Origin of the sequence: Micromonospora sp. WMMD730, assembly GCF_049178955.1 — a bacterium.
Classification (GTDB): domain Bacteria; phylum Actinomycetota; class Actinomycetes; order Mycobacteriales; family Micromonosporaceae; genus Micromonospora; species Micromonospora wenchangensis.
On sequence record NZ_JBMHML010000002.1, the window covers coordinates 5,674,550 to 5,691,712 of the forward strand.

Annotated in this window: 17 protein-coding genes and 2 pseudogenes; 2 read left to right on the plus strand and 17 right to left on the minus strand. The window is 73.6% G+C overall.

Annotated features, from left to right (window positions below):
- Nucleotides 1-177: 177 nt before the first annotated feature.
- Nucleotides 178-717 (minus strand): annotated as a pseudogene (locus ACN265_RS24010) (murein hydrolase activator EnvC family protein); the annotation flags it as partial.
- 207 nt (nucleotides 718-924) lie between these two features.
- On the opposite strand from ACN265_RS24010, the gene ACN265_RS24015 reads away from it, so the two are divergent.
- On the plus strand, nucleotides 925-2,031 hold the full coding sequence (locus tag ACN265_RS24015) for a sulfite oxidase (protein WP_421409649.1): 1,107 nt from the start codon (nucleotides 925-927) through the stop codon (nucleotides 2,029-2,031).
- Nucleotides 2,032-2,085: 54 nt separating this feature from the next.
- Here the strand turns inward: ACN265_RS24015 and ACN265_RS24020 are convergent, their stop codons facing one another.
- The 12 genes and pseudogenes from ACN265_RS24020 to proS form a co-directional block, all read right to left on the minus strand.
- Nucleotides 2,086-2,409 (minus strand): DUF2469 domain-containing protein, encoded by a 324-nt coding sequence (locus ACN265_RS24020; protein WP_011905215.1) that lies wholly within the window; start codon nucleotides 2,407-2,409, stop codon nucleotides 2,086-2,088.
- Nucleotides 2,406-3,218, minus strand: a complete 813-nt coding sequence (locus tag ACN265_RS24025; protein WP_204923828.1) for a ribonuclease HII — start codon at nucleotides 3,216-3,218, stop codon at nucleotides 2,406-2,408. Before ACN265_RS24025 ends, ACN265_RS24020 begins: the two co-directional genes overlap by 4 nt.
- Entirely contained in the window at nucleotides 3,212-3,679 is a 468-nt protein-coding gene (locus ACN265_RS24030) for an NUDIX hydrolase (RefSeq protein WP_420119566.1), read from the minus strand. The genes ACN265_RS24025 and ACN265_RS24030 overlap by 7 nt, the downstream gene beginning before the upstream one ends.
- 58 nt (nucleotides 3,680-3,737) lie before the next feature.
- On the minus strand, nucleotides 3,738-4,373 hold the full coding sequence (gene lepB / locus ACN265_RS24035; protein WP_088646703.1) for a signal peptidase I: 636 nt from the start codon (nucleotides 4,371-4,373) through the stop codon (nucleotides 3,738-3,740).
- Between the two features lie 164 nt (nucleotides 4,374-4,537).
- Nucleotides 4,538-5,359, minus strand: a pseudogene (lepB, locus tag ACN265_RS24040) (signal peptidase I); the annotation flags it as partial.
- Nucleotides 5,360-5,551: 192 nt separating this feature from the next.
- Nucleotides 5,552-5,908, minus strand: a complete 357-nt coding sequence (gene rplS, locus ACN265_RS24045; protein ID WP_088646705.1) for a 50S ribosomal protein L19 — start codon at nucleotides 5,906-5,908, stop codon at nucleotides 5,552-5,554.
- 142 nt (nucleotides 5,909-6,050) lie between these two features.
- Nucleotides 6,051-6,839 carry a tRNA (guanosine(37)-N1)-methyltransferase TrmD gene (trmD, locus tag ACN265_RS24050; protein WP_363652284.1) on the minus strand — a complete coding sequence of 263 codons (789 nt, stop codon included), beginning with the start codon at nucleotides 6,837-6,839 and terminating at the stop codon, nucleotides 6,051-6,053.
- A 15-nt stretch (nucleotides 6,840-6,854) separates the two neighbouring features.
- Nucleotides 6,855-7,439: a ribosome maturation factor RimM gene (gene rimM / locus ACN265_RS24055; RefSeq protein WP_204924140.1), complete on the minus strand. Its 585-nt coding sequence runs from the start codon at nucleotides 7,437-7,439 to the stop codon at nucleotides 6,855-6,857.
- 2 nt (nucleotides 7,440-7,441) lie between these two features.
- Nucleotides 7,442-7,702, minus strand: a complete 261-nt coding sequence (locus tag ACN265_RS24060; RefSeq protein ID WP_172862164.1) for an RNA-binding protein — start codon at nucleotides 7,700-7,702, stop codon at nucleotides 7,442-7,444.
- Nucleotides 7,677-8,153 carry a 30S ribosomal protein S16 gene (gene rpsP / locus ACN265_RS24065; protein ID WP_204923824.1) on the minus strand — a complete coding sequence of 159 codons (477 nt, stop codon included), beginning with the start codon at nucleotides 8,151-8,153 and terminating at the stop codon, nucleotides 7,677-7,679. The genes ACN265_RS24060 and rpsP overlap by 26 nt, the downstream gene beginning before the upstream one ends.
- A gap of 248 nt (nucleotides 8,154-8,401) precedes the next feature.
- Nucleotides 8,402-9,049: a DUF402 domain-containing protein gene (locus tag ACN265_RS24070; RefSeq protein ID WP_421409656.1), complete on the minus strand. Its 648-nt coding sequence runs from the start codon at nucleotides 9,047-9,049 to the stop codon at nucleotides 8,402-8,404.
- Nucleotides 9,050-9,205: 156 nt separating this feature from the next.
- A complete protein-coding gene (proS, locus tag ACN265_RS24075) occupies nucleotides 9,206-10,612 on the minus strand; it encodes a proline--tRNA ligase (protein WP_421409658.1) in 1,407 nt (468 codons plus the stop codon).
- Nucleotides 10,613-10,681: 69 nt separating this feature from the next.
- Here proS and ACN265_RS24080 point away from each other — a divergent pair, with 69 nt between their 5' ends.
- Complete coding sequence (locus ACN265_RS24080) at nucleotides 10,682-11,203, plus strand: hypothetical protein (RefSeq protein ID WP_421409660.1); 522 nt, start codon at nucleotides 10,682-10,684, stop codon at nucleotides 11,201-11,203.
- A gap of 76 nt (nucleotides 11,204-11,279) precedes the next feature.
- Here the strand turns inward: ACN265_RS24080 and ACN265_RS24085 are convergent, their stop codons facing one another.
- The 4 genes from ACN265_RS24085 to ACN265_RS24100 form a co-directional block, all read right to left on the minus strand.
- A complete protein-coding gene (locus tag ACN265_RS24085; RefSeq protein WP_421409662.1) occupies nucleotides 11,280-12,359 on the minus strand; it encodes an amidohydrolase family protein in 1,080 nt (359 codons plus the stop codon).
- A gap of 18 nt (nucleotides 12,360-12,377) precedes the next feature.
- On the minus strand, nucleotides 12,378-12,956 hold the full coding sequence (locus tag ACN265_RS24090; RefSeq protein WP_421409665.1) for a Uma2 family endonuclease: 579 nt from the start codon (nucleotides 12,954-12,956) through the stop codon (nucleotides 12,378-12,380).
- A gap of 68 nt (nucleotides 12,957-13,024) precedes the next feature.
- Complete coding sequence (gene ffh, locus ACN265_RS24095; protein ID WP_204923818.1) at nucleotides 13,025-14,581, minus strand: signal recognition particle protein; 1,557 nt, start codon at nucleotides 14,579-14,581, stop codon at nucleotides 13,025-13,027.
- Between the two features lie 247 nt (nucleotides 14,582-14,828).
- Nucleotides 14,829-17,153 (minus strand): [protein-PII] uridylyltransferase, encoded by a 2,325-nt coding sequence (locus tag ACN265_RS24100; RefSeq protein ID WP_421409667.1) that lies wholly within the window; start codon nucleotides 17,151-17,153, stop codon nucleotides 14,829-14,831.
- Nucleotides 17,154-17,163: the final 10 nt, after the last annotated feature.

Here is a 17,163-nt window from a genome sequence, read left to right on the forward strand (position 1 = left end):
CCCGGCACCCCATCGTCGACCGTCGCCGGTGCCTGTGGTTCGGTCAAAAGCGCCGCCGGTGGCCGCACGGCGGGCCACCGCGGCGTCAGGGGCCGGACGGCTGGCCACCCCGGCGTCAGGGGCCGGACGAAGGCCGGCGTCGACGGTGGTACCCGGGCCGAGGCTGAGGTCGGTCGTCACCGGCAGCAGGCGGACCCGGCCGAGCCCGAGCAGGGCCAGCGGGTCGAGGTATTCCGGGCCGCGTCGGGCCCCCCAGTGCAGGCAGCCGCCGGCCGGCACCGCCGACGCAGGGCAGCCCGGATGCCCGGCCAGCAGCACGCCCAGCGGGGCGCCGGCCGCCACCACGTCACCGGTGCGCACCCGGGGGCTTACCGGCTCGTAGGTGGTCCGCAGCCCCTGCGGGTGGCCGACGGTGACCACCGGTCGGCCGGCGACCATGCCGGCGAAGAGCACCGTGCCGGCCCCGGCGGCCCGGACGGTGACACCGGGCGCGGCGGCGAGGTCCACGCCCCGGTGGCCGGCGAGCCACGGCAGCGGGGGTGGGTCGAACCGGCGTACCGGTCGGGGCGGGCCGTCGAGCGGCCACCGGAACGCCGGTGCGGGCGCGGCCCGGACCGGGGCGGATCGTGGCGGGGTCGGCCGGCCGGGGAACCAGTGCGAGCCGAACACGAGCACGGCGACCCCGAGGGCCGTCACCTGCCGTAGTCCTGTGCGCATCACCGCAGCATGCCGGGGTCGCCCGCGTGGTGCCGCGCACCCGGTGTCCGCTGTGGATGAGGGGACGGGCTGTGGAAAACGACCGTCGGGCCGGTGGATCTGTTATGCCGGTTGCCGGCCGCCGCCGGGCGGAACGACGACGGTGCCGGCCGGCCGACCGGTCTAGGCTGACGGGATCGCAGTGCGGCGCGGAGCGGGAGGCCACCGATGACCACCATGGACGACGTGAGCCGGCCCTCGCGGGTCGCCGGGGCGGACGAGGGGATCAGCCCGGAGGAACTCCGGTTGGCCGCCCGCAACCACGGCATACCGCTGGAAGCGTTGCGGTACGACGTCACCCCGGCCGGCCTGCACTACCTGCTCATCCACTACGACATTCCCGATCTCGACCCGGCGGTCCACGCGCTGACCGTGGACGGGGCGGTGGGTCGGTCGCTCCGGCTCGGGCTGGCCGAGCTACGCGAACGCCCCCGGGTGACCCACCGGGTGACGCTGGAGTGCGCCGGCAACGGCCGGGCGTTGCTGCACCCCCGCCCGGTCAGCCAGCCGTGGCTGGTGGAGGCGGTGGGCAACGCCGAGTGGACCGGCACCCCGCTGGTGCCGCTGCTGCGCGAGGCCGGGATCGCGCCCGACGCGGTGGACGTGGTGTTCACCGGCGCCGACCACGGCGTGGAACGTGGGGTGGAGCAGGACTACCAGCGGGCCCTGCCGGTCGCCGACGCGCTGCGCGACGAGGTGCTGCTGGCGTACGAGATGAACGGCGCTCCCCTGCTGCCCCAGCACGGCGCGCCGCTGCGGCTGATCGTCCCCGGCTGGTACGGCATGGCGCACGTCAAGTGGCTGCGCACGATCAGCGTGCTGACCCGGGAGTTCGACGGTTACCAGAACGCGGTGGCCTACCGGCTGCGGCGCGACGCCGACGACCCGGGGGTGCCGGTGACCCGGATCGAGCCCCGGGCGCTGGTCCGGCCGCCGGGTTTCCCGGATTTCATGTCCCGGGCCCGGGTGCTGCGGCCGGGGCCGTGCACGGTGGACGGACGCGCCTGGTCGGGGCACGGGCCGGTGGTGGCGGTGGAGGTGACCACCGACGGCGGGGCGAGCTGGTCACCGGCCACCCTGGACCCGCCGGCCGGCGGCGGGTGGTCGTGGCGACGCTGGCGGTACGAGTGGACGCCGCAGCCCGGCCGCTACGCGCTGGGGGCCCGGGCGACCGACGCGTCGGGGCGTACCCAGCCCGTGGAGCAGCCGTGGAACCGGGGTGGGTTCGCCAACAACCTCGTCCAGCGGGTGGACGTGCTCGTCGTCGCGGAGTGAGGCGGCCCGCTCCCGGCCCGACGTCGGCGGTGGGCGGCCGACGCGGGGCGGGGGTCAGCTACCGAAGCCCGAGTCGGCCGGCAGCGAGATGTCGGGCTTCTCCAGCTCCTCGACGTTGACGTCCTTGAACGTCATCACCCGGACGTTCTTGACGAAGCGGGCGGGACGGTACATGTCCCAGACCCAGGCGTCGTGCATCTCGACCTCGAAGTAGACCTCGCCGTCGGAGTTGCGCACGTGCAGGTCCACCTGGTTGGCCAGGTAGAAGCGGCGTTCCGTCTCCACCACGTAGGAGAACTGACGGACAATGTCGCGGTACTCCCGGTAGAGCTGCAGCTCCATCTCGGTCTCGTACTTTTCGAGATCTTCCGCGCTCATCGCACTCCGCCTTCCATGACCACATCTTCCCCCACCGGTGCCGGAGGCCGCGGCTGCTCGCCCAACGCCACGCCGACGGTACCCCCTGTCCGGCCCGAGCGCTCCATCGGCTCGGGAGCAGCTGCGCCGAGCGGCCGGCGGGCCCGGGGTGGGGTCCCCTCCCGGCCCGCGACGGCGGCCACGTTGACGTACGAGAACCGGTGCTCCACGCAGGGCCCCCGCTCGCGCAACGCCTCGGTGTGCTCGGCCGTGATGTACCCCTTGTGTTCGGCGAAGCCGTAGCCCGGGTGGCGTCCGTCCAGCTCCACCATGATCCGGTCCCGGGTGACCTTGGCCAGTACGCTGGCCGCCGCCACGCAGGCCGCCACCCGGTCGCCCTTCCAGACCGCCAGCCCCGGCACGTCCAGCCCGTCCACCCCGAAGCCGTCGGTGAGCACGTACTCCGGGCGGGTGGTCAGCGAGGCCAGGGCCCGGCGCATCGCGGCGAGGTTGCACACGTGCAGCCCCCGGGTGTCGACCTCCTCGGCCGGGACGACCACCACCGCGTACGCCAGCGCGCGGGCGACGACCTCGGCGTACACCCGCTCCCGGCTGGCCGGGGTGAGCAGTTTGGAGTCGGCCAGCCCCTCGATCTCGCCGCGTCGCCCCTCGGGCAGCACCGCGGCGGCGGCCACCAGCGGGCCGGCGCAGGCCCCCCGGCCGGCCTCGTCCGCGCCCGCGACGTGCCGGAAGCCGCGTCGTTGCAGGGCCCGTTCCAGCGCGTAGAGCCCCCCGTCGCGACGCACCACCGTGCGCGGCGGGGTCAGCACGACGCCTCCGACGCGAGCACCTGGGTGAGCAGGTCCACCAGGTCGGCGGGGTAGCACCGCTCGGTGGTGTCGGCCAGCTCGGCCGCCGACCACCAGCGGTGCCCGGTGACGCTGGCCCGTTCGATCGCGTCGAAGCCGGCCGTGTCGACCTCCCAGGTGGGCACCCGGACCACGAAGAACTCCTGTTCCTGGCGGTACCACACGCCGTCGAAGGGAAACTCGATCGTCTCGGAGCGGACCGACCCGCCCAGCTCGGCCGGCGTCAGCCGCAGCCCCGTCTCCTCGGCCAGCTCCCGGGCGGCCCCGACCGCCGGGGACTCCCCCGGGGTGAGCCCACCGCCGGGCGTGAACCAGTACCGGTGACCCGGGCGGGCCGGGTCGACGCCCGCGAAGAGCAGCACCCGGCCGGACGCGTCGACGAGCAGCACGCGGGCCGCACGTCGGGGGTGGAAGACGGTCACCGCATCAGCCTGCCAGACGGTGCCGGCGGTCGGCCACGCCCGGGGCGGGCGCGGCCGGTCAGGGGTTGGGAATCCCGTCGAACGACTTCGGCACGGTGAGCCAGGTGGCCCGGTCGAACGGCCAGAACACGGTGAAGGCCCGACCCACGACCTCCCCCTCGGGGATGGTGGCGCTGTCGATGTTGCGGCCGGACTGCTGCCAGTGCTCCAGGGAGTCCCCGGAGGCCGAGCGGTGGTCACCCATCACCCAGAGCCGCCCCGCCGGGACGGTGATGTCGAACTCCTGGTCGGCGGGCTTGTCCTGCTGGCCGTTGGCGGAGTAGATGTAGGGCTCGTCGAGGGACTTGCCGTTGATCGTGAGCCGGTCCTGCGCGTCGCAGCAGACCACGTGGTCGCCGCCGACCCCGATCACCCGCTTGATGAAGTCCTCGCCGTCGGGGTTGCCGCTCCACTCGGTCGGCGCCTTGAACACCACCACCTCACCCCGGTGCGGTGAGCGGAAGTCGTAGACCAGCTTGTTGACCAGCACCCGATCGTCGATCTTGAGGGTGTTCTCCATGGACGGCGACGGGATGAAGAAGGTCTGCAGCACGAATGCGCGGACCAGCACCGCCACCAGGATCGCGACGCCCAGGAGGATGGGCAGCTCCTTCCAGAAGGAGCTGCGCGGCTTTTCGGTCTGCTCGTCAATCACGGGTGGAGCCTACGTCGCCGGAGCCGAACGGGCCGCCCGGAACGCCGGAGGGGTTCCCGCCACCCGGCCCGCCACCACCGTTCCCGTCGGTGGAACCGGCCCCGACCGCCGGGCCGTGCGGGGTCGCGGGACCACGCCCGTCGCCCGGACCGGGTGCCGGCGGCGAGCAGGGCGGCGACCGGGAGGAGCAGGACCACGTCGCCGGTCGGGGTCGGCCGTACCGGGGCCGGGGCGGTGTTCGCGGCGGCGGAGTCGGACAGCTTGGCGAAGGTGGCCGGCACCGGCAGCGACGCCCACCGCGACGACGGCCACACCACCATGAACGCCCGGCCGACCACGTTGTCGATCGGCACCGGGCCCTGGCAGCGGGCGTCCTGGGAGACCAGCCGGTGGTCACCCATCACGAAGATCTGCCCCGGGGGCACGACCACCTCGTCGAACCGGCGGGACCGGCACTCCTTCGGGTTCGGCGGGACGTCCAGCGGGGAGTTCCGCACCACGTACGGCTCGTCGAGCGGGATGCCGTTGACCATGACCCGGCCCTGGTCGTCGCAGCACTTGACCCGGTCGCCGGGCAGCCCGATCACCCGTTTGATGAAGTCCTTCTCGCCGGGGCGGCTCACCCCGACCAGATCGCCGAGGGTGCGACCGATCTTGCCGGCGGCACCGGTCGGCGGCACGGGATTCTCCTGGGCGACCCACTTGTCGGTGCCCCGGAACACCACGACCTCACCGCGCAACGGGTCGCGCATGTCGTAGACGACCTTGTTGACCAGGACCCGGTCGCCGATGAGGAGGGTGTCCTCCATCGAGCTGGACGGGATGAAGAAGGCCTGGAGCAGGAAGGTGCGGATCAGCACCGCGAGGCAGAAGGCCACGATCAACAGCAGTGGCAGCTCCTGCCAGAGGGGCATCTGTCGACGGGCGGGGCGGACCCGCCGACGCCACGGGTCCGCTGTGCCGTTCGAGTCAAGCACCTGCACCACGCCACTCCCCGGTCCGCAGAAACGACACTACCGCCCGGGAGCCTCGTCGAGGCCCCACGGGCGGCAGGGACGATCGGAGCGCCGCGATCTGTCGTCGCGACACCATCCGCCGGTCTGCGCCCGTACCGATCAGCGTAATGCGCTCTGGTCGATACGACATCCGCGCAGGTCAGGCGGCGTGGCGAACGGAGATCAGCTGGGCTGCTTCTCGCGCTTCTCCTTGATCTTGGCCTTCTTGCCGCGCAGCTCGCGCAGGTAGTAGAGCTTGGCCCGGCGCACGTCACCGCGGGTCACGACCTCGATCCGGTCGATACCCGGGCCGTTGAGCGGGTACGTCCGCTCCACACCCACACCGAAGCTGACCTTGCGGACCGTGAAGGTCTCGCGCAGACCGTCACCCTGGCGGCGGATGACGACGCCCTGGAAGATCTGGACCCGGGACCGGTTGCCCTCGACCACCCGCGCGTGCACCTTGACGGTGTCACCGGCCCGGAAGTCGGGGATGTCGGTACGCTTCGACTGGGCGTCAAGGGCGTCCAGGATGTTCATCGCTGCGTCCTCGTAATGCTCACGGCGCACCGTCACTCGGTGCGCGGATGGGTGATTCTGATCCCCGGGTGGTTGCCGGCGGGCCGACCCCGGTCGGGAATCCTCGCAGCCGCCCACGGCGTGGACGGATGCGGCAACCCCTCTACTTTGCCACATCCCCCGGGGGCAGGGGGAAGCCACCCCGATCCAGCGCGGCCACGTCCCGTTTATCCAGGATCTCCGGGGACAGCGCGGCGATCATGTCGGGCCGGCGGCGGGCCGTCCGGGTCAGCGCCTCGTCGCGCCGCCAGCGGGCGATCCGCCCGTGGTCGCCCGAGCGGAGCACGTCGGGCACCTCGTACCCCCGCCAGCTCGCCGGCTTGGTGTACATCGGGGCTTCCAGCAGGCCGTGGGCGTGCGACTCGTCGTCCAGCGAACCGGCGTTGCCGAGCACCCCGGGCAGCAGCCGGGTGACCGCCTCCAGGATCACCAGCACCGCGACCTCGCCGCCGAAGAGCACGTAGTCGCCGAGCGAGACCTCGGTGACCCGCAGCCGGGTCGCCGCGTGGTCGAGCACCCGCTGGTCGATGCCCTCGTACCGGCCGCAGGCGAAGAGCAGGTGCGACTCGGCGGCCAGCTCGTGCGCCATCGCCTGGGTGAACGGCGCACCGGCCGGGGAGGGCACCAGCAGCCGGGGCAGGGTCAGGCCGTCCGGGGCCAGTTCGTCGGGGGCCAGCGCATCCAGCGCCTCACCCCACGGCTCGGGCCGCATCACCATGCCCGGCCCGCCGCCGTACGGCGTGTCGTCGACCGTGCGGTGCACGTCGTGCGTCCAGTCCCGCAGGTCGTGGACGGCCAGCCGGAGCAGTCCCTGCTCCCGGGCCCGCCCGATCAGGGACAGGTCGAGCGGGGCGAAGTACTCCGGGAAGATCGACACGATGTCGACGCGCATGTGGGTGGCTTCCGGCTAGAGGTCGAGCAGACCGGCCGGCGGGTCGACGACGACGCGTCCGCCGGCGAGATCGACCTCCGGGACGATCGCCTTGACGAACGGGATCAGCGCACTGCCCCCCTGGGGGCGGCGCAGGACGAGCAGGTCGGAGGCGGGCGCGTGGTCGATCTTCGCCACCTCGCCGAGGTGCTCACCGGCCGGGGTGACCACGGCCAGGCCGACCAGCTGGTGGTCGTGGAACTCCTCCGGGTCCTCCGGCGGGGCGACGGAGGCGCTGTCCACCCCGAGCAGGGTGCCACGTAGCGCCTCGGCGGTCTCCCGGTCCAGCACCCCTTCGAAGGCCACCAGCATCCGCCCCTGGTGCCAGCGGGCCGACTCGATGGTCAGCTCGGCGGGGACCTCGTAGGCCACGCCGGGCGCGACGGTCGGGGCCGGCTCGGCCCCGCCCCGGCGCGGTGCCGCCACCCGGGGCGTCGCCCCCGGCTCGGTGCACAGCACCGCGCCGGGGGCGAACCGCGCCTCGGGCTCGTCGGTCCGCACCTCCACGGTGACCTCACCGCGGATGCCGTGCGGTTTGCCGATCCTGCCGACGATGAGCAGCATCAGTACGAGTCGACGATGTCGACGCGTACCCCGCGTCCACCGATGGAGCCGATCACCTGACGCAGCGCCTTGGCGGTCCGCCCGGACCGCCCGATCACCGTGCCGAGATCCTCCGGGTGCACGCGGACTTCCAGCCGCTTGCCCCGACGGGAGTCGACCATGCGGACGCGCACGTCGTCCGGGTGGTCGACGATTCCCTTGACCAGGTGCTCCAGGGCGGGACGCAGCGGCATGTCAGGCCTGCTCACCGGCGTCGGCAGCAGCAGCCGGGGCCTCGGCCGGAGCCTCGGTCTTCGGCGCCTCGGTCTCGGCCGGGGCCTCCGCCTTGGCGGCCTTGCGGGCCGGCTTGGCGGGGGTCTCCGGGGCCAGGCCGGCGGCGGCCTTCGCCTCGGCCTCGTACGCCGCCTTGCGGTCGGCGCGCTCGGCGGCGACCTTGAGCGGCGGCGGGGCCGGCAGGCCCTTGAACTTCTGCCAGTCGCCGGTCAGCTCCAGCAGACGCTGGACGGCCTCGCTCGGCTGCGCGCCCACCGAGAGCCAGTACTGGACGCGCTCCGACTTGACCTCGATGATCGAGGGGTCTTCCTTCGGCTGGTAGACGCCCACGAACTCGATCGCGCGACCGTCACGCTTGGTGCGCGAGTCCGCGATGACGATGCGGTACTGCGGGTTGCGGATCTTGCCCATCCGCAGGAGCCGGATCTTTACGGCCACAGTTGTTTCGCTCCTGTTGCGATTTCACCGACCCGGCTACGGGCGGTGCACGGGTGAGCGTCGACCGGCACAGTGGGGTTGGGCCGGAGACTGCTCGATGGACTGGCGACGCGCCCGGGTTAGAGGGCGCCGGACGCGCGCCGGATACCAGCGACCCATTCTGCCAGATCACCCGCCGAACACTCACATCGGCCCACCCGACCGGCACGGCCGGCCGGCGGGCCGGCCGCCAGTGAGCTACGACACACTCATCGCGCGGGTGGCCGGTCCCAGCCGGGCGGCAGCTCCGTCGGGGGCGTCCAGTCGCCCGGCGGGACGAAGTCGCACCAGGTGCCGTCGAACGGGAACTTACCCGCCTCGGCGAGGGCGATCACCCGCTCCCCCTCCGCGCGCACGGCCCGCTCGTCGGTCACCCAGTAGTGGTCGGGGAAGGCGAGCCGCTCGGTGAACTCGTCCTCGTCCTTCCACTGCCAGCCGAGGTCGGGCCGGACCACCACGTCCAGGTCCTGGTCGACCACGTCCACCCCGGCCAGCGACCCGTCGTCCCACCGGACGCCCGGCTCCTCCAGGTTGACGTACCAGGCGGCGAACCGGTCCTTCTCGTCGCGGAAGAACCAGACCGAGTGGGCGGCGCCGGTGGGCAGGAACTCCAGCAGCGGCGGGCCGTTCCACCGACCCCGGGCCAGCCGGTACGACGAGGTGATCCACTCGGTGAACGGCATCGCCCGCATGCCCAGCCCCGCCTCGGACACCTCGTGCGCCACCGGCGTGTCCCGGGCCACCCAGAGCAGCAGGCCCCGGTCGTCGTCGAGCACCACCCGCGCCGGTCGGACCCAGCCGATCCGGCCGCGCCGCACGTTCCGGTGCACGATCAGCTGACCCGGTTCGAAACGCACCACACCTCCACAGCTCTGCACGGACCTGCGGCGCGCCGTCCCGGCGGTCCCGGGCTCCGGCCACGACGCAGGCCCGCGTCCCGGTGAGCCGGCGGCGCACGGGAGGCACCGCCGGCAGAGAGCGGGTCGGCGGACCGGGGTCCGCCATGGGGCGGCTCAGTAGGCGCGGGCCAGGATGGCGGTCAGGTCCGGCTCGTCCTCGTTGTCCGGAACGGAGCCGTCGGCCCGCAGCAGGCACCGGACGGTGACGCCCTGGCCGTTGGCCTCGGCCTCGCCCGCGACGCCGACGGCCGACCACGGCACCATGGCCCAGCCGGTGGCCGCCGCCTCGATCGCCTCGGCGAGGGTGGACACCTCGACGGTGCGGGACCGCCGGTGCGCGAGCGCCTCGTCGTGCAGGGCCTGCTGGTCGGCCTCCAGGGCGGCCAGGACGGCGTCGACGACGTCGGCGACCGGGGTGGGGGCCTTCGAGCCGTCCGTCCGCCGGACCACGACCGCGTTGCCGGCGGCCAGGTCGCGGGGGCCGACCTCGACGCGTACCGGGTAGCCGCGCAGCTCGGCGTCGACGGCCCGGCGGCCGAACGCGGTGTCGGTGCGGTCGTCGAGCGCGACCCGGACGCCGGCGTCGCGCAGCGCGTCACGCAGCTTGGCCGCCGCCTCGCCGACGCCGTCGCCTGCCTTGACGATCATGACGTACGCCTGGATCGGGGCCAGCCTCGGCGGCACCCGCAGCCCGTTGTCGTCACCGTGCGCCATGATCAGCCCGCCGAGCATCCGGGTGGAGGTGCCCCAGGAGGTCGTCCAGGCGTGCTCCCGGCCACCCTCGGCCGAGGAGTAGCTGATGTCGAACGCCTTGGCGAAGTTCTGCCCCAGCTCGTGGCTGGTGCCGAGCTGCAGCGCCTTGCCGTCGCCCATCATGCCTTCGCAGGTGTAGGTGGCGGTCGCCCCGGCGAACCGCTCCCGGGCCGTCTTCAACCCGACCACCACCGGGATGCCCAGCACGTTGACCATCAGGTCCTCGTACGCCTCGTGCAGGATCTTGCGGGCGTAGGCGCGGGCGTCTTCACGCGTGGCGTGCGCGGTGTGCCCCTCCTGCCAGAGGAACTCGCTGGTACGCAGGAAGACCCGGGGCCGCAATTCCCAGCGGACCACGTTCGCCCACTGGTTGAGCAGCAACGGCAGGTCCCGGTACGAGTCGATCCACTTGGCCATGAACTCGCCGATCACCGTCTCGCTGGTGGGGCGCACCACCACCGGCTCGGCGAGCTGCTTGCCGCCACCGTGGGTGACCACCGCCAGCTCCGGCGAGAAGCCCTCGACGTGCTCGGCCTCGCGCTTGAGGTAGCTCTCCGGGATGAACAGCGGGAAGTACGCGTTCTCCGCGCCGGCCGCCTTGATCCGGGCGTCCATCTCGGCCTGCATCCGCTCCCAGATGGCGTAGCCGGCCGGTCGGATGACCATGGTCCCCCGGACCGGGCCGTTGTCGGCCAGCTTCGCCTTGGCGATCAGGTCCTGGTACCAGCGGGGAAAGTCCTCCGCACGGGGAGTGAGCACGCGAGCCATGACCGCACATCCTATGCGCCCCCCGGCGGGTCGGCGCAGCCGGGCGCGCCCGCACTACCATCTGCCGTCATGCTCTGCGACCCGGCACCGGCCCTGACCCCGCTCGCCGCCCGCTGGGTGGCCTGGGTGGCCGCGCACCGTCAGCCGGTCAACCCGGTCAGGGACGACACCGGCCGGCACGGCGGGCGTCACCAGCCGGACGACGTGTGGTTCCTCGCGGGCACCTTCGGCGGCGGGGTCAGCCGACGCTGCGTGGTGCCGGCGGGCCGTCCCCTGTTCTTCCCGGCGTTCAGCTACTGGCAGCCCGGCCGCCGCGACGAGCCGGCCGAGCCGATGCCCGACGCCAGCGGGCACGCCGAACTGGACGGGGCCCCGGTGCCGGTGCGGCCGGCCGGTTCCGCCGCCTCGTTCCCGGTCCGGGGGTTCTTCAACAACGTCGTCACCACCTGGCCGTGGCCGGTGCAGGTCTCCTGCTGGGGCCTGTGGGGGCTGGTGCCGCCGCCGGCGCCGGGCACGCACCGCCTGACCTTCGCCGGGCACGACGGCGCGCGGTTCTGGGTCGAGGCCGAGTACGAACTCGACGTACGCTGAGCGGCGTCCGTGGCCGTCGACCACCGTGGTCGGCGGCGCAACCGGCGCGCGGGCCGGCCACGGGCGACCCGGCCGGTCAGCGGACCACCCGGCCGCGCAGGACGATCCGGCTGGGCGTCCGGACCACCCGCAGGTCGCGGCGCGGGTCCTCGGGGTAGACGACCAGGTCCGCCAGGCCGCCCTCGACCAGGCCGGGGAAGCCGAGCCACTGTCGGGCCCGCCAGGAGGCGGCGGCGAGGACGTCCACGGCGGGCATGCCGGCCTGCTCGTGCAGCAGCAGCATCTCCTCGGCGGCCAGCCCGTGGTCGATGCCGCCGCCCGCGTCGGTGCCCACGTAGATCGGCACCCCGGCCTCGTGGGCGGCACGCACCACCTCGGGGAAGCGGTCGCGCAGGGCGAGCATGTGGTCGGCGTAGCCGGGGAACTTGGGGCGGGCCGCGGCGGCGATGCCCCCGAAGGTCCGAATGTTGATCATCGTGGGGACCAGCGCGGTGCCCTGCCGGGCCATCAGGTCGATCAGGTCGAGGCTCAGCCCGGTGCCGTGCTCCACCGAGTCCACCCCGGCCTTCACCATGATCTCCACGGCCGACTCGCTGAACGTGTGCACCGCCGCGCGTACCCCGGCGGCGTGCGCGGCGGCCACGGCGGCGGCCATCGTGTCGGCGTCCCAGGCCGGGGCGAGGTCGCCGACGCCCCGGTCGATCCAGTCACCGACCAGCTTGACCCAGCCGTTGCCGGCGGCGGCCTGCGCGGTGACCGCCGCGGTCACCTCCGCCGCGTCGACCTCCAGGCCGATGTCACGCAGGTAGCGCTTCGGCGGGGCGACGTGCCGCCCGGCGCGGGCCAGTCGCGGCAGGTCCGGTTCGTCGTCGAGTTCGGGGTACGGGTACGGCGAACCGGCGTCGCGCAGCGCGAGCACCCCGGCGTCCCGGTCGGTACGGGCCAACGTGCGGGCCTGGTCGAGGGAGGTGACCGGGGTGGCGCCCCGGGCGATGCCGAGGTGGCAGTGGGCGTCGACCAGGCCGGGCAGCACGAACCCGGAGTCGGCGACCGTCTCGGCGTCGGGCACCGGGTCGAAGGTGACCCGGTCGCCGTCGAGCCAGACGTCCCGGACCTCGTCGTCGGGCAGGAGCACACCGCGCACATGCAGAGCCATGCGCACAGTCCTACCCGATCACTTCCGCGCCCGTTCGAGGACCTCCTGCCGACGCCGCGTCCACGCCGGGAGGTCGAGCGTCACCTTCCAGGGCCGGTCGATGGTGACCAGGCCGTCGGTCTCCACGCTGGGCTCGTAGCCGTCCTTGGGGCTCAACAGCAGTTCGGTAAAGGTGATCTTCTCCCGCAGCGGATCGATGACCCAGTAGGCACCCACTCCGGCGTTGGCGTAGATGCGGACCTTCTCGTGCCGGTCGCGGATCGTCGATTCGGGGGAGATGACCTCGACGGCGAGCAGGGCGTCCTGGACCGGCACCGGCGAACGGTTCGCCTGCTCGACCCGGATGACCACCACGTCCGGTCGTGGTTCGTTGCGGCGGTCGATCGACAGGGACTGGTCCATGCTGACGAAGTAGTCGTCCGGGCAGTGGAGTTCGAGGGCGAACACCACCCGGGCACAGACGAACTGGTGTAGCGGCGTGGGGGACGGCACGATCAACCTTCCGTTGATCAGTTCGTACGGAAGGTCCTTCGGCAGGTCGCCGAGGTCGTCGACCGTCCACTCGTGCCGTTCGGGCAGGCTGGGCGCTGCGGTCATGACATCTCCTCCCAGGGGCGACGACCACCCTAGGTGCCCGGGTCGTCGCCCTCCGCCACCGACACGCGTCAGCGGGGCCGGTTGTCGCCCTTGCCGAGCTTGTTGAAGTCGATCTTCGGAAGCTTGAAGCCCGGCGGCAGCCCCTGGCCACCGGCCAGGTCGTTCGGGTCCATCCCCGGCGGGAGCTGCGGCATCCCACCGGGGAAGCCGCCCGGCAGTCCGGCGCCCGCGCCGCTGCGCGGCCGGTTGCCGCCCTTGGTGCCCTTACGCTTGTTCTTCGGGGACTTGGTGGCCTTGCGTCGACCCCCGCCGGGCAGGCCCATCATGCCGCCCATCTGCTTCATCATCTTCTGCGCGTCGGCGAAGCGGTTGAGCAGCTGGTTGACGTCCATCACGGTGACCCCGGAGCCACCGGCGATGCGGGCCCGCCGGGAGCCGTTGATGATCTTCGGGTTGGTCCGCTCAGCCGGGGTCATCGACCTGATGATCGCGGTGACCCGGTCGAAGTGCTTGTCGTCCAGCTCGGCGAGCTGGTCCTTCATCTGCCCCATGCCGGGCATCATGGCCAGCACGTTGGCGATCGGGCCCATCCGCCGCACCGCGATGAGCTGGTCGAGGAAGTCCTCCAGGGTGAACTGCTCGCCGCCCATCAGCTTGGCGGTCATCTTCTCCTTCTGATCGGTGTCGAAGGCCTGCTCGGCCTGCTCGATCAGAGTGAGGACGTCGCCCATGCCGAGGATCCGGCTGGCCATCCGGTCGGGGTGGAAGACGTCGAAGTCCTCCAGCTTCTCGCCGGTGGAGGCGAACAGGATCGGCTGGCCGGTGACCTCCCGCACCGACAGCGCCGCGCCGCCGCGGGCGTCGCCGTCGAGCTTGGACAGCACCACACCGGTGATGCCCACGCCGTCGCGGAACGCCTCGGCGGTGCGGACCGCGTCCTGGCCGACCATCGCGTCGATGACGAAGATGACCTCGTCGGGGTCGACCGCGTCCCGGATGTCGGCGGCCTGCTGCATCATCTCGGCGTCGATGCCGAGCCGGCCGGCGGTGTCGACGATGACGATGTCCCGGGCGGCCCGCTTCGCGTGCTCGATCGAGGCGCGGGCGACCTGCACCGGGTCGCCGGTGCCGTTGCCGGGCTCCGGGGCGTACACCTCGACGCCGGCGCGGCCACCGAGCACCTGGAGCTGCCCGACGGCGTTGGGACGCTGGAGGTCGGCGGCGACCAGCAGCGGCTGGTGCCCCTGGGCCTTGAGCCAGCGGGCCAGCTTGCCGGCGAGGGTGGTCTTACCGGAGCCCTGGAGGCCGGCCAGCATGATCACGGTCGGCGGCTGCTTGGCGAACTGGAGCCGCCGCCCCTCGCCGCCGAGCACGTTGATCAGCTCTTCGTTGACGATCTTGACGATCTGCTGGGCCGGGTTGAGCGCCTGGGAGACCTCCGCGCTGCGGGCCCGCTCCTTGACGTTCGCGATGAAGCCCTTCACCACCGGCAGCGCGACGTCCGCCTCCAGCAACGCCAGGCGGATCTCGCGGGCGGTGGCGTCGATGTCGGCGTCGGTGAGCCGGCCCTTGCCGCGGAGCTTGGTGAAGATTCCGGACAGGCGGTCACTCAAGGTGTCAAACACGCGAACATCCCGTATGTCGTCAGCGGCGGGCACAGGTGCGGCCGGGCCGGCTGTCCAGCCCACCGTTAGGGTAGCCCGCCGGCCGCACGCCCGCTCCGGCCCCGCGCGCCGCGCCCCGCACCGTGCCCGGGGCCCGGCCGGCGGCGGGCCGCCCACGACGCGCCCGCCGGCCCGGCCGGTGGACACCGGGCACCCGGCAGGTCCACCGGCACCAGGTGGCGGGCGGCACCGCCTCCGGCCGGCGGTCCTACACGGCGGCGAGGACGGCGGCCTCGATGTGGTCCCGCTGCTCGTCCGACGGCCAGCCACCGACCAGGTAGAACGCGTCGACCACGTCACCGCCGAGGGTGGAGATCCGGGCGGCGCGCACCTGCGCCCCGGCCTCGTCCAGCGCGCAGGTGACCCGGTAGAGCAGGCCGGCCGCGTCGGCGGCGCGCAGCTCCAGCAGGACCGCGTCGGTGGCCGCCTCCCGGTGCCAGACGACCCGGGGGGCCGCTCCCCCGCTGCGGGCGGCCAGCGCCCGGCCGCGCAGCCGTTGGGTCACCGAGACGTCACCGGTGACCGCGCGCCGCAGATCGGCGCTGAGCGCGATCGGGTCCGGGGCCAGCCCGTAGCGCGGCTGCACCCGGCACTCGACCAGGGCCCGGCCGTCGACCGTGGCGGCGTCCGCCGAGATCACCTCCAGCCGGTGCAGGGCCAGGCAACCGGCGACCGTGGCGAGCAGCCCCCGCCGGTCGGCCGCGGCCACCGCCACCCGGTCCTCGGTCAGGTGTACGACCGGCAGCGGCCCGGAGACCAGCGCCGGGTCGGGGGCCGGCGGGGCGGGCACCACGCCCGTGTCCAGGGTGGTCCGCACCCGGGCGACCAGCTCGGCGATCAGCCGCCCCTTCCACCCGGACCAGGCGGCCGGGCCGGTGGCGGCGGCGTCGGCCAGCACCAGGGCGTGCAGCAGCTCCAGCGTGGTGGTGTCGCCGACCCGCTCGGCCACCCCGGCGATCGTCTTCGGGTCGGACAGGTCGCGGCGGGTCGCCACGTCGGGCAGGAGCAGGTGCAGCCGGACCAGCGTGCCGATCAGCGCCGCCTCCTCGGCGGGCAGGCCGATCCGGGTGGCCACCGCCTCGGCCAGCGGCGCGCCGACGGTGGAGTGGTCGCCGTCCAACCCCTTGCCGATGTCGTGCAGGAACGCGCCGATCAGCAGCAGGTCGGGGCGCTCGACGTCGCGGGTGTGCCGGCTCGCCTCGTACGCGGCCTGCACCAGGTGCCGGTCGAGGGTGAACCGGTGCACCGGGTTGTGCTGGGGCAGGCTGCGCATCCGGGTCCACTCGGGCAGCCAGCCGTCGATCAGGCCGTACCGGTCGCAGGTCTCCCAGGCGGGCACCAGGCCGGGGCCGGCGCCGAGCAGGGTGACGAACGCGGCCCGGGCGGCCGGCGGCCAGGGCGCGGGCAGCGGCGGGCAGTACGCGGCCAGCCACTCGCAGGTGGCCCGCGCGATCGGCAGCCGGTGGGTGGCTGCGGCGGCGGCGATCCGCAGCGACAGGCTCGGGTCGGGGCGGGCCCCGATGGCGGTCCGGGCGAGCACCAGTTCCCCGTCGTGCTCGACCACGTCCCGGGCGACCGGGCGGCGCAGCGGCCGGCCGTCGGTGCCCCGGCGACGGCCGGAGCGGAGCCGGTCGGCGGCCCGCCAGGCGTCGTCGAGGGCGTGGCTGACGGTGCGCGCGTCGCCGGCCACCCGGCGCAGCAGGGCGTCACCGTCGCCGGAGTCCGCCCGCGCCCCGGCCTCGGCGGCCTCGGCCGCCGACTGGCGCAGGCCGAGCAGCGCGGCCACCCCGGCGCGTTCCTGGGCAACCAGCCGGTCGACCCGGCGTCCCACCTGCTGGTGGAGGGCGTCGCGGGTGTCCAGCAGCCGCAGGTGGGCGGCGCGGACGGCGGGACGCAGCGCGTCGGTGATCCCGGCGGTGGCGATGGCCCGCAGGATGCCCACGTCGCGCAGCCCGCCGGCGGCTTCCTTCAGGTCGCCTTCGAGCAGGAAGGCCAGTTCACCGTGGGTACGCCAGCGCACCTCGGTGATCTCCCGCAGGGCGGGCAGCTGGCGGACGGCGGTCCGCCGCCAGTGGTCGGTGGCGGTCCGGGTGAGGGTGTCGGCCAGCGCCCGGTCACCGGCGACGAACCGGGCGTCGAGCAGGGCCAGGGCGACCTTGACGTCGTCCTGGGCCACCGACAGCGCCTCGGCGAGGGTACGCACGGAGTGGTCGAGCCGGACCCCGGCGTCCCAGATCGGGTACCACAGTGAGGCGGCCAACTCGTCCACCCCGGCCACCCCGGCGTGCAGCAGCACGAGGTCGAGGTCCCCGTATGGTGCGCACTGCCGACGGCCGAGGCCGCCGACGGCGATCAGCGCGATGCCCTCCCGGGCCGGCAGCAGGCCGTGCAGCCAGGCGTCGAACGCCCCGGCCCGGGCGAGCCGGGCCGGTTCGCCGATGCCCGCGGGAACCCCGACGACCCCGTCGACCAGGAGGTCCGTCCCTGCGTCGGTGCTGTCGTCCGACGCGTTCCTCCTGGTCGACGGGGTCATCTACAGGTCC

What these genes read in the sequence shown, in the direction of transcription:
- ACN265_RS24015 (WP_421409649.1), top strand. Translation starts at nt 925, where the DNA reads ATGACCACCATGGACGACGTGAGCCGGCCCTCGCGGGTCGCCGGGGCG.
- ACN265_RS24090 (WP_421409665.1), bottom strand. Translation starts at nt 12,956, where the DNA reads ATGACCGCAGCGCCCAGCCTGCCCGAACGGCACGAGTGGACGGTCGAC.
- trmD (WP_363652284.1), bottom strand. Translation starts at nt 6,839, where the DNA reads ATGCGCGTCGACATCGTGTCGATCTTCCCGGAGTACTTCGCCCCGCTC.
- ACN265_RS24100 (WP_421409667.1), bottom strand. Translation starts at nt 17,153, where the DNA reads ATGACCCCGTCGACCAGGAGGAACGCGTCGGACGACAGCACCGACGCA.
- ACN265_RS24020 (WP_011905215.1), bottom strand. Translation starts at nt 2,409, where the DNA reads ATGAGCGCGGAAGATCTCGAAAAGTACGAGACCGAGATGGAGCTGCAG.
- ACN265_RS24080 (WP_421409660.1), top strand. Translation starts at nt 10,682, where the DNA reads ATGCTCTGCGACCCGGCACCGGCCCTGACCCCGCTCGCCGCCCGCTGG.
- ACN265_RS24085 (WP_421409662.1), bottom strand. Translation starts at nt 12,359, where the DNA reads ATGGCTCTGCATGTGCGCGGTGTGCTCCTGCCCGACGACGAGGTCCGG.
- rplS (WP_088646705.1), bottom strand. Translation starts at nt 5,908, where the DNA reads ATGAACATCCTGGACGCCCTTGACGCCCAGTCGAAGCGTACCGACATC.
- proS (WP_421409658.1), bottom strand. Translation starts at nt 10,612, where the DNA reads ATGGCTCGCGTGCTCACTCCCCGTGCGGAGGACTTTCCCCGCTGGTAC.